Source organism: Bacteroidota bacterium (genome assembly GCA_018831055.1).
GTDB lineage: Bacteria > Bacteroidota > Bacteroidia > Bacteroidales > B18-G4 > M55B132.
Map to the genome: position 1 here is coordinate 1 of JAHJRE010000119.1, position 12,359 is coordinate 12,359.

Here is a 12,359-nt window from a genome sequence, read left to right on the forward strand (position 1 = left end):
ACCTTCGACAGGGTACAGCAAATAAGTGTAGCTTCTTTCGACAGCTATTTTGGAAGCAACTGGAATGATATCATTCAACCTGGCACATCCCAGCGCCTGGATGCTGTTCCCCAGGTCATTATGAATATTCCCCAGTACCGCAATTTTGGCACCTACGAGACCATCGTTGCCTGTCACACCGTGGATGTCGACAACACTCCCCGTGGCGGAATACGCTGGTACGAACTGAGAAAAAACAACGGTGAGACCGACTGGAGCATACGCCAGCAGGGAACCTATGCGCCTTCTGATGGTAATTCACGCTGGATGGGAAGTATCATGCTGAACGGGAACAATCAGATTGCACTGGGCTTTTCCATTACAGGGAGCATTTATCCCGGTATACGCATAACAGGACAAACTGCCGATGAATACAATGCAGCCAGCGGAGCGATGAACATTACGGAAGAAAATATCCAGGATGGAGTAACCTACCAGAGTTCTTATAACCGTTGGGGAGATTATGCACTCATGCAGGTAGATCCTGACGATGACAATACTTTCTGGTTTACAACGCAATATACGGGCAGTTCGGGTTCAAGAAAAACCAAAATTACCTCCTTCGGTTTCGGAACACCACCGCAGCTTTCTTCGGTCGTACACAGTAATGTCGGCGCCACAAGCGTTACATTAAGCGGGGAAATCAATCCCAGTGGGTTGTCAACAACCTATTACTTCGAGTATACAAACACCAGCACGAGTGTCACTCTCACAACCACTTCACAATCTGCCGGATCCGGGTCATCCAATGTCCCTGTCTCTGAAAACCTTACCGGTCTGACCACGGGAGTAACCTATACTTACCGCCTCATTGCCACTAACAACGACGGCACGGCCAACAGTACACTGAATTCTTTCACAACCGGTATGCCCGATCTGAGTACTACCGCTGTTTCGGGAATTACTTCATCCAGCGCAACTTCTGGTGGAGCAATCGTCAGCGATGGCGGTTTTTCCGTAACCTCTCGCGGTGTTTGTTGGTCAACAACACAAAACCCGACCATTTCCGATAGCAAGACCAGCGACGGAAGCGGAACCGGAAGCTTCAGCAGCTCTATCACCGGTTTATCAGCCAATACAACCTATTATGTGCGTGCTTATGCAACCAACAGTACCGGAACTTCTTACGGAGATGAAGATTCATTTACAACGCTATGTGGGGATTTTTCTATGCCTTTCAGTGAGAATTTCAATGCTTCCACAAACCTCCCGGACTGCTGGATAATCATAGATAATCAAGGAGGGGGGCTTGTTTGGGAATTTGGAACACATTGGAGTGGTCTATCAGGGTCTACAGGCAATTATGCAAATGCTTACGGAGGTGGACTTAATTCTATGAACACCGATCTGATATCCCCCATGTTTGATTTTATGGATTTCGATAATGTCACTTTATCTTTTTCGCACTATTTCAGACAGTTAGTTAATTCAAGCGCTACATTATCTTACTCACTTGATAACGGGTCTACCTGGACACAAATACAACAATGGACTTCCACATTATCAAATCCAACGTCTTTTAGTCAACATATTTCGGCCGTTGACGGTGAGCAATCAGTAAGATTTAAATGGAATTATACCGCTTCAAGTGGCTATTATTGGGACATTGATAATATTTCCATCACAGCCGATTTCACCGGTGCCTCCTGGGCCGGAACCACCGGCACCGACTGGTTTACAACCGGCAACTGGTCGGGCAGTGAGTTGCCCACACCAGGGGATAATGTCCTGATACCTTATACCGGTGTAAGCAATTTCCCGGTGATATCCGGAAACCATGCGGAAATAGATGATCTTACGGTTTATTCCGGGGCCAGCGTTACCATAGCGCCAACCGGGCAGCTTACGGTGAATGGTACCCTGAAAAACTATACCGGGAACAGTGGAATCGTCATCGAATCCGATGCAACAGGAACAGGTTCACTTATTCACAGCACCGCTTCCATCTCCGGGACGGTGGAAAGATATGTCACCGGAGGCTGGGGCAGCACGGATGCCGGCTGGCACATGATAGGCGCTCCGGTTGCATCTCAGGCGATATCCGCCTTTACCACGGAAGGCTCCGGCAATGGCTACGACTTTTACGGTTGGGATGAGTCCACAAATTACTGGATGAACTATAAAGACGGCGCTTTTAGCGCCTGGAACGGAGGATCTGTCTTCAATCCCGGACAAGGATACCTTATCTCCTATGAACAAACTCAGGATGGCAAAGCCTTCACCGGCAGCATGAATGTTTCAGGCATCAGTTTATCCGGCCTCACGTATGATGTTTCAGGCTGGCACCTGATCAGCAATCCATTCACCAGCGCACTGAAGTGGAACGACGGAAACTGGTCACTTACCAATGTAGCAGGAATAGCAAAGGTTTGGAGTGAAAGCGGGAAAAGCTATATCGATATCAATGCCAACGGCACCATCCCTATGGCCCAGGGTTTCATGATACAGGTGAACAATGCCGTCAACAGCCTTACTATCCCGTCCGCTTCACGTACCCATAGCACCCAGGAGTGGTACAAATCCGGCAATGAGAATCCAAAGATCAGGCTTGTGGCTGCCGAATCCGATTTAAGCTCATTCCAGGAAAGTATTATTCAGATAGATCCACAATCAACTGCAGGCTTTGATTTCCTTTACGACTCACGCTTCCTGCCGGGCTATGCCCCGCAGTTTTATGCTGTTGCAGGAGAGGAAATGCTTTCTACCAGCACGTTTCCTGCCATATCTTCCATAAGCGAACTGCCTTTTGGGTTTGTAAAAAATGATGCCTCGGATTTTTATATCCGCCTGGAAGAAAACTTCGATGCCTGTAAGGTCGTATTGACCGACCTCAAAACGGGTTCCATTCAGGAACTAAGCCAGGAGCCACGTTATAATTTTTCTTCGGAAGATGGTGATGTCTCTACCCGTTTCATCCTGAGAATTAACCCTGTCGGTGTTGATGAAATGACATCGGGTCGTATTCATGCCTGGGTTTATGAAAACCGGGTTTACATTCAGAATCCCGGCGGGACAACAAACCTGGAAGTCACCGACCTCACCGGTCGTAGAATATACAAATCCGGATTATCAGGAGAAGGCCTGCTGGTTCATGATCTCAACCTGACCCCGGGCTTATACCTGATCAATCTTAGAAACGGGGAAGAAAACATCACCATAAAGGCCTTCATGAAATAAAAAGGACAACACCTTATTATTTAGCCCAAAACTCCCCGCACCTCTGCGCCTTTGCGCGAAAAAAAAACTCTCCTCCCCGCGCCTCTGCGCGAAAGAAAATCCCTCTCTCTGCGCCTCTGCGCGAAAGAAAATCCCTCTCTCTGCGCCTCTGCGCGAAAGAAAACTCTCCTCCCCGCGTCTCTGCGCCTTTGCGCCTCTGCGACTTTGCGCGAAAAAAAACTCTCCTCCCCGCGCCTCTGCGCGAAATAAAACTAACTCAGCACGATAAAGTCCATAATCCGGCACAAAGCAATTGACCACCCATAAAATTCAGTTAACAGAGAGTTACAATATAATTATACTTATCAATCATGCTTAATAACCTTCTCACTTCCAGAGGTGTTTAAACAAATTAAGATTTTTTCAGGATATTCCCGTTCTTTTTATACTTTTATAGGTGCGAACCATTATGAAATCAATACTTCTAATTAAATCAATATCTTGATATTAATATAGATCAGCACCCATGAAAACATTATTATCACCCAAACAAATCATCATTTCCCTGGTGCTAACACTGGGGATTTTCAGCACTGTATCCCTGTTTGCCCAGGACCCCTCACAAGCTCTTACAGCCGAATATTCAAGGCCTTCACTCACTTTTTTCATAGCGACCTGTCCTGGCGACAACCTGAGTTCCAATGCAGCACAATCAGCGGAAAAAATTGATTTTTCCGATAAATATTTCAATCATAACCTCTCCAGCCTGAAGGCAGAAATGCCCGCAGATTTCAAGAGCAAGTCTATTGAGGAAAAGAAACTTATCCTGCAGGATTATTTTAAAAAGAAAGGGATAGGCCGTGAAATGGTTGCTAAATGGTTCAAGAGAGGAAGTGACGGCATGTTCGATCTGGATTATGTCTTCCAGTGCGGTATGTATAACGCCACCGACCAGGATGTCCTTATGTCTGAAGCCTCCAAAAGGGGAGAAGCCTTATTAAAAGACGCCGGACAAAATCTTATCAACAAAACCTATCTCCTGGTTATGTGTCCTAAAACCTTTGCCTCTTTCGACGATGAAAACAAACACGGATGGAATGCGAGCTACGACTTTTTCCTGTATAAACTTGAGTTTGACAATGAAGAAGTAATGCGTTTTTATGAGATCTGGCCATACGATGACGATCCTGAAGAAGTAAAAAAGAGCAAAATAGCTTCCTTCGACACCACCAACTTCAACTTTTATTACGTGTACAGCAAAATGGATCAGTCGGCAACTGCCATGGAACTGAAGATGCTGACTTCTCATCCTAAATCCTCTGCACAACTTTTTGACGATGTAGTTGAAAAAATGTATAATAACGCTATGTTCTCGGTGGATAAAGACCTGGAAGAATTCCGCGTAAAGGCCGATGTTTCAGGAACCCACCCCATCCGCGCAAAAATCGGTAAAAAGGAAGGGTTGAAAACCGATCAGCGTTATTTTGTATACGAGTTTGTTTGGGATGATAAAACCGGCACAGCCGGGGAAAACCGCAAAGCTGTTGTCAGAGCGACAGGTAAGATCACAGATAACCGCAATGTTGCTACCGGTAAGTCCGGGGAAAGCAAGTTCTACCAGGTTTACGGCGGGACTGTCAGACAAGGTATGCTCATGCAGCAGCGCAACGATTTCGGGATTTCCCTCGTGGGAGGATATGAAATTGGGGATATTGGGGGTGGAACCGCCGGATTGTGGATCAGGACTGGATTCTTCACACGTGTTCCTTCGCTGTATGTGATGATAGATGGTGGTTTCGATACAGGAGAGTATAACCTTTTACAAATAGAGGATAAAAGTATTGATACAACTAAGATGGATGATTATTCCTTCTTGCGTTATTCCGTTGGACTTGGAAAGGGCATCCGTTTTGCCAGGATATTTGAATTGATCCCCTATGCAGCCTGGGGTCAGGAATCCACCAGCAACAAGGAATATTCGGCCATTCGCACCAATTATATTAAAGCAGGTGGTTTGCTGGGGATCAGCGTGACACATTTTCTGTCTTTCATCGGGAAGGTAAATTACACAGCCCCCTTTGGCGATGTTACCACCAAAAGGGATGTCAGTGGTAGTGAAAGTGTTACCCGTGACTTTACCTGGACGGATAAATTTCACGACAGGGAAGGACTATCTTTTATGGCCGGTATCAGAATCGAATTCTAAAACTTAAAACAGCATAGCATATGAAAAAGATCATTATCCTGACTTTTTTGGCATTGGGTTTACCGGCTTTCATGTCCGGTCAGTCCCGCAAAGAGCGTAAAGCCATGTACGACAGTAAGTATAATTATGAAGTTCAAAGTCTTGGAGTTGGACAGGATGGCACCAAACTTCTGAAAATATGGGGATATGGGAAAAAACCCGATGATGCCCTCTTCGAAGCCAAGAAAAATGCCGTTGCAGCTGTTATTTTCAAAGGCATACCCGCCGGCAACGGCGCTGCCCAGACCCCAGCCATCCTGGGTGTTGACGGATATGAGAAGAATATGGATTTCTTCGACGAATTCTTCAAGGCAGGAGGGATGTACCTGAGCTTCGTCAACAGTACCACCGATGGCATCCCCGGAGGCTCCGACCGTATCAAAATGAAAAAAGGTTACAAAGTAGGTCTCAGCGCTTCAGTTAACTACAATGCACTTCGTAAATACCTTGAAGAACAGGGAATAGCGAAGAAAATGGATGCAGGGTTCTGAACCGGTGAAAGTTGCTGGGGACTGGGAACTGGGGGCTGGGAGCTGGTTGCAGGTTACAAGTCACATAAGTTCACCAAAACCTTATCACTCATCACTCATAACCCATAACCCATAACCCATAACCCATAACTCATAACTCATAACTAACCATAAAATATTCCTTCTCATGAAAAAACACCTCCTAACCTCAATCTTTGTATTAGCAACGTTGTTGCTGTTTTCCCAGGCCAAGAAGCCCATTATTATGGTTGTACCCAGTGATAATTACTGTGTGGAGCATGGGTATACCCTGACTGTTAATGCAAATGGTGTAGACCAGACCATTCCTGATTACAAGAAAGCCTTACAGCAGGATGAAGACCTGCGGCTGGTGATGATAAAAATGGGAACTATCATGTCCGACCGTGGCTTTCCGTTGAAGGACCTGGAACAGACACTGAAAAGCATCGATTCGCAGAGCGCAGAATTATCCATGCTCTCTTCGAAAAGTTCTGGTGCCGCGGTCATGGAAACACCCATCGACATACTTAAAAGGACCGCCAAAGCCGACATTATCCTGGATCTTGATTTTGTTAAAAAGCGTCAGGGCCCGAATAACTATATCACATTCACTCTCAAAGGCTTGGACGCATACACGAACAAACAGATTGCCGGAGCGGCCGGAGCCGGTAAGCCATCCGCAGCTTCCACAGTGGATGTGCTTCTCGAAGAGGCTGTCCTGAGCCATATGGATAACTTTAACGCCCAACTCATGACCTTTTTTGATGACATGTTCGCCAATGGCAGGGAAGTTACTCTTGTGATCCGTGTTTGGGACAATGCCGATGTTGACCTGGAACAGGAATACGATGTAGACGGACTTACCGATATGCTAAGCTTCCACATAGAGAACTGGCTTGCCGATAATACCGTTTCCGGACGGTTTTCAACCATAGATGCTACCGAAACCATGATGCGTTTTGAACAGGTTCGTATTCCAGTGATGTATGAATACAACGGAAGAGAAATAGCCATGGATACCCGCCGGTTTGCCAATAACCTGTCGAAATATCTATCCGGAGCCCCCTATAACATAGATTCGAAACTTTACCAGCGTGGTCTGGGCGAAGCCTGGCTCATCCTGGGAGAAAAATAATTAAAAAACACAATCATGAAGACAAAGCTTTTAGTTTTCCTTCCGGTAATCGTTGTAATATTAATTTACTCAGAGGTTTATGCTCAGAATACCCTTGGTGAAAGCGATGATTATTCCCGGATTGCCATTGCCCCAGTGGTGACAGAAAAATCCAATCTGCCTGCAGGCTCGGAAGACGTACTTACCGGAAAAATGAGGCAGATCATTAGTCTCAATGGCCTCAGCGCTATGGATGATGCACCCCTGTTCATCATGTACCCTGAAATGATGGTCATAAGCGATGAAGTAACAGCCACTACACCTCCGATGCGTGCCTACAACCTTGAAGTCGTATTCAGCCTTGCTGATAAATATACCGGCAATGTGTATGCCAGCACTACCGAAGCACTGAAAGGCGTGGGAAAGACGGAAACAGCCGCTTATAATGCAGCCTTTAAACAGATCAACGTGCGTAGCGGGAAATTTAAGGTGATGCTGGAAAAAGGGAAAGAAGGTATCATCGAGTATTACAACACTCATTGCGACCTGGTGATCTCCAGGGCCAGAAGCCTTGCTGCACAGGGGAATTACAAGGATGCCCTGGCCATGTTAAATTCAGTGCCGCCCGTTAGCCGCGAATGCTTTGATAAAGCCAATGCCGTGGCAGCAGAGATTGGGGAAAGCATGCCGGATCAAAATGTTGCCGTTTCACCCGGTGCCGAGACCGATGAACAGGAACCCGTTTATTCCTCCAACCAAGCAGTGGAACTGGGAAATAATATTTTCCTGCGTTATAAAAATGGAAAAACAATAGGCGATAAGACTTTCCTGTATTTTGAGCTGATCAACAAGAATGAGGAGGATTTCAATTTTGAGATCCATAACCTCCACTACACCATGCTGATCAATGAAAAGGGGGAAGAGGTGAATATTGAGCTGATGACCATTGGCTCAAAACAACATAAGTACAATCTGGAAGCTACCCTCATCCCGGATGTGAACACGGAAATGATCTGCCAGTTCCCCAAGGTGAAGGAGGTGAAATTCATTAAGTTCGGGATATTCAAGAATACATTCAAATTTAAGAACCTGCCCCTGGGCAACTAATCCTGAAAGCCATGAGAAATATCATTATCCCTGTTACCTGCATCCTGATACTTGCATCCTTTTCCCTCCAGGCCCAGTTTAAAGTAACGGAAAGTAGCGGGAAAAAGCCCGACTGGACAGGAGGACTGGAAAAAAACTACATCATCGGGATCGGCAATGGTCCCGGTATTGATGTGGCCAGGGATAAGGCCATGCTGGATGTGAAGAATCAGATAGTAACTTCGGTAGCGGATTACATCTCGTCATCCACCGACTTTTATACCAAGGAAATATCTGCCAATAAATTTTCTGAGCTTTATCAAAGCTATACCAACGAGATAAAGAGCCAGTCGGGAAAAAGGGATTATCTGCAGGGTATCTCCGCCTCCCGGATAGAGGAGTTTTACTGGGAGAAGCTTTACGATAAAAAAGCCAAAGAAACCAAATACGAGTATTTCGTAAAATATCCTTTCAGCCAATTCGACCTCGATGATCTGGTTAATGATTTCAAGGAAAAGGACAGGATGCTGACAGAAGAGATGCAGGATGCCCTCGATAAGTTGGAAACCTTCACTTCCATAGAGGAGATCCAGGAATCACAAAGTATTTTATCAAAACTTGTTGAAATCTTCATTGATGAGAGGCAGAGCAAATGTCTAACGGGGATCGAAAAGTGCAAATCCCTGCTTGCATCCGTATACATTGCCGATGCAGGCAGCGAGCTGGGTATTGTCCGCTACAGCCTGAAAATAGGTTCAAAAGCCATTACTTTTGCCAGGAAACCGGTTGTCAACTCCAACTGCGCCCGTATCCTGAATAAAACCCAGGGAGAGCTGGTATGCGAGATTGTTTATGATTACGCCGAATGTTACGAGGATCCTGAAAATCATATTAAAGTTGTGTATTCATTCAGCAGCCAGAAACCGGAAAAATCGTTTTATTTCGATGTAGCCGGCGAAAAAGCGGAGATCTCCATCACAGGAAATTTCCGTATCGATGGTAATGCGGATGGAGAAAAGGTCAGTGGCGCTGTTTGCGTGATCCCGCTGAAATCAAAGTATGACAGTCCGGTTGCCATAACCCAGGTCATCCTGGAATGGAAAGACCTCGGGGTAATGGCCGATGTGAGCGTGAAAGAAGTTTATGAAGGCAAGGGGCAATATGAATTGCGCTTTGTCATTCCCAAAGAACTTCCGGCTGAAAAGATCTCTACTGCATCCAATCCTGGCAGGACCATTGATGGCTACCTGTTCTATAAATCAATAAAGACAGGGAAAAGCGATAAGATCAGGATTTACCGTCACGATTATACTACATCCTGGTAAAAGTTTATTTTTGCCTTTATTTTGAGAGTGATTTGCAGCGAAGATGATTTCTCCGGAAACACCTTTTATTTTTCTTCTTACACGTCACCGGGTGCTTGGCCACATGGTAATTCCGTATATTGTGGAAAGGAGCAATCCGGTCTTCCTGACTCCGGTTAACGTATTGAGCGAGGAAACCATAGTAAATTTCCAGGATGAGCTGCCAGAATGGATGCCGGCGGTATTGGAGCTTTCGGGACAGATCAGCGAGAATCATCTTGCCAAAAGGTTTTCCAGAAGCAAAAATGCTGTCGATTTCCTGCGGGAAATTGATGAAAAGGTTTTACAGGACACTATCCGGCCCTTCCTGGATAAAAAGATCAACCAGTTGCTGTTATTGGCCCGTAAACATGATATACCGGTTTATTCAGGAAGCAGCACCGTTTCGCTATTTGCAGAGATGCAGGTTGGTATTGACTCCCGGGAAGTTACGCCCTGGTTTAATTTCAGGAAAAAAGAGGAAGGGATCACCTACATCCTGGAAATAGAACATGATGGTAATAAACTCGGCATTTTCAATGCAGGAGCAACGATTATCTCTCATACACCATGCTGGCTGCAACTAGGAAACAGGCTTTATCCTTTTCCGGAAGGATTTGACGGCATAAAACTCAAGCCATTCCTGGAAAAGCAAAGCCTAGAGATCCCCAAATCCTCTGAACAGAAGTATTTTCAGAAATTCATCCTGAAAAATATCCGTTCCGGGCATGTAAAAGCCGAAGGTTTTGAGATTCTCGACCAGCATCCGGCTCCCGCCATGGAATTATCGCTGGAGACCGACTGGCAGGGCAATGCGGTTTTCACAGCATGGTTTGTGTATGGCAGTAAGAGGGTTTTATCAGGAAACACTCTCCGGATGTTCATTGACCTGGTAGAAGAGGAGGGAGGCGTTTCCTTTTACCGCATACACCGTGACTTTTCCTGGGAGGAAAATTGCCGCACAAGGCTTGAAGAACTTGGGCTTAAGTGGATCAACGAAAATACATTGAGTTTACCAACCCTGCTTGAAAAGGGTGAAGCCATTTATTATCCCCTGGTGCGATGGGCCTCTGATAACCACGACAAGCTGAGCTCTTTTCCTGCCCGTGTTGCAATACCGGAAGGCGTTCCGGCATTTTATACCGGTCCGCTCGAACTTGAGTGGAGGGAGGAAAGCGGTCCCGACTGGTTTGACATTTATGGAACCGTTCGACTGGAAGGCTTCGAAATCCCTTTCATCCGTTTCAGGAAACATATATTAAATGGTATAAGAACATATAAACTACCCGACGACAGGCTGGTATTGCTTCCTGAAGAATGGTTTCATGAATACCGTGAGGCCTTTCTCTTTGGCTCCGACAATGAAAACCGCCTGCGGGTGAGAAGATGGCATAGGGGACTCCTGCCCGATGCAGGAAGAAAGAGAATAGATGTTAATATCGGTATTCAGGAAGAATATGGTACTGTAGACATTCCGGCTGACTTGCAGGCTGTCCTCCGGCATTACCAGGAAGAAGGATTGCGCTGGATGCAATGGCTGCACCACAACGGTTACGGCGGATGCCTGGCGGATGACATGGGGCTGGGCAAGACCGTTCAGGCAATAGCATTGTTGCTCAGCCGCAGAAGTCAGGAAAAACAGGCCTCACTTATTGTCATGCCCGCAACCCTAATTCACAACTGGAAGAATGAGCTGGAGAAGTTCGCGCCGGGGCTTTCCTTTTTCATTCACACAGGAAGCCAGCGGCCTGAGACAAGCGAGCCTTTCCCGCTCTTCGATGTTATTTTGACTACCTACGGAACTGTGCGAAACGATATTGATTTCCTGGAAAAATATACCTTTCACTATATCATCCTGGACGAGAGCCAGGCCATCAAAAACCCCGATGCCAAGGTGTCGCGCGCCATCTTTCGCTTACAGTCGGGGCACAGGCTGGTGCTGACGGGAACACCGGTTGAGAATACCCTGCACGACCTCTGGTCGCAGATGAACTTCCTGAATCCGGGGTTGCTGGGTAGCCGGAGACTTTTCGAAGAGGAGTTCCTTGACCGCATGGAACAAAGCGCACAGGCAGGAGACAAGCTCCGTCAGCTCATTTCTCCTTTCATCCTCCGCCGCAGGAAGCAGGAAGTTGAACCCGAACTGCCGCCGCTTACCGAAAAGATACTGTATTGCGACATGACCGAAGAGCACCGAATTGTGTATGAAACCGAGCTGGCTACCATACGCCGGCAGATCCTGGAGAATATGGAAACCGGGAAAACCCATTACAACACCCTTCCTGTGCTGAGGGCATTGATACGCATGCGGCAGATATCCAACCATCCCCGACTTGTTGATCCTAAGTATCATGGCGATAGCGGGAAGATGGAGGAGATACGGCACTCACTTAACACCTTGCTGGAAGAGAACCATAAGGTGCTGGTATTCTCCTCCTTTGTCAAACACCTGATGATCGTCGCCGGCTGGCTGGAAGAAAGCGGAAGAAAATTCGCCCTGCTCACAGGGAGCACACGTAACAGGAAAGAAGTTATCAACACCTTCCGTAAGGATCCGGAACGGCAGGTCTTCCTGATATCCCTCAAAGCCGGCGGGGTAGGGTTGAACCTAACGGAAGCCGGCTACGTCCTGGTACTAGACCCCTGGTGGAACCCCGCCTCCGAGCAGCAAGCCATACACCGTGCCCACCGCATCGGGCAAAACAAGCCGGTCATTGCCTACAAATTTATCACCCAGGGAAGCATTGAAGAAAAGATACTCAAACTCCAGGAAAAAAAGCGCAACCTGTATAAAAAGTTCATTCCATCCACCAACCCATTGAAAGACCTGACGCAGGAGGAGGTGAGGGGGCTGTTTGGGGAGTGATCTGGGGGCATGGGGACTG

The 12,359-nt window shown here is 46.7% G+C and carries 7 protein-coding genes; all 7 read left to right on the top strand.

Annotated elements, in window-relative coordinates; translation table 11 throughout:
* A partial coding sequence (locus KKA81_07425) for a T9SS type A sorting domain-containing protein (protein ID MBU2650748.1) occupies positions 1-3,216 on the top strand: 3,216 nt, incomplete at its 5' end.
* Between the two features lie 505 nt (positions 3,217-3,721).
* Positions 3,722-5,401, top strand: coding sequence for a hypothetical protein (locus KKA81_07430; protein ID MBU2650749.1), 1,680 nt, complete (start codon positions 3,722-3,724; stop codon positions 5,399-5,401).
* 20 nt (positions 5,402-5,421) lie between these two features.
* Positions 5,422-5,931: a hypothetical protein gene (locus KKA81_07435; GenBank protein MBU2650750.1), complete on the top strand. Its 510-nt coding sequence runs from the start codon at positions 5,422-5,424 to the stop codon at positions 5,929-5,931.
* Positions 5,932-6,097: 166 nt separating this feature from the next.
* Entirely contained in the window at positions 6,098-7,066 is a 969-nt protein-coding gene (locus KKA81_07440) for a hypothetical protein (GenBank protein ID MBU2650751.1), read from the top strand.
* 15 nt (positions 7,067-7,081) lie between these two features.
* Positions 7,082-8,152 (top strand): hypothetical protein, encoded by a 1,071-nt coding sequence (locus KKA81_07445; GenBank protein ID MBU2650752.1) that lies wholly within the window; start codon positions 7,082-7,084, stop codon positions 8,150-8,152.
* Between the two features lie 11 nt (positions 8,153-8,163).
* Complete coding sequence (locus tag KKA81_07450; protein MBU2650753.1) at positions 8,164-9,456, top strand: hypothetical protein; 1,293 nt, start codon at positions 8,164-8,166, stop codon at positions 9,454-9,456.
* Between the two features lie 43 nt (positions 9,457-9,499).
* On the top strand, positions 9,500-12,340 hold the full coding sequence (locus tag KKA81_07455; GenBank protein MBU2650754.1) for a DEAD/DEAH box helicase: 2,841 nt from the start codon (positions 9,500-9,502) through the stop codon (positions 12,338-12,340).
* Positions 12,341-12,359 lie beyond the last annotated feature (19 nt).

What these genes read in the sequence shown, in the direction of transcription:
- KKA81_07430 (MBU2650749.1), top strand. Translation starts at nt 3,722, where the DNA reads ATGAAAACATTATTATCACCCAAACAAATCATCATTTCCCTGGTGCTA.
- KKA81_07435 (MBU2650750.1), top strand. Translation starts at nt 5,422, where the DNA reads ATGAAAAAGATCATTATCCTGACTTTTTTGGCATTGGGTTTACCGGCT.
- KKA81_07455 (MBU2650754.1), top strand. Translation starts at nt 9,500, where the DNA reads ATGATTTCTCCGGAAACACCTTTTATTTTTCTTCTTACACGTCACCGG.
- KKA81_07445 (MBU2650752.1), top strand. Translation starts at nt 7,082, where the DNA reads ATGAAGACAAAGCTTTTAGTTTTCCTTCCGGTAATCGTTGTAATATTA.
- KKA81_07450 (MBU2650753.1), top strand. Translation starts at nt 8,164, where the DNA reads ATGAGAAATATCATTATCCCTGTTACCTGCATCCTGATACTTGCATCC.
- KKA81_07440 (MBU2650751.1), top strand. Translation starts at nt 6,098, where the DNA reads ATGAAAAAACACCTCCTAACCTCAATCTTTGTATTAGCAACGTTGTTG.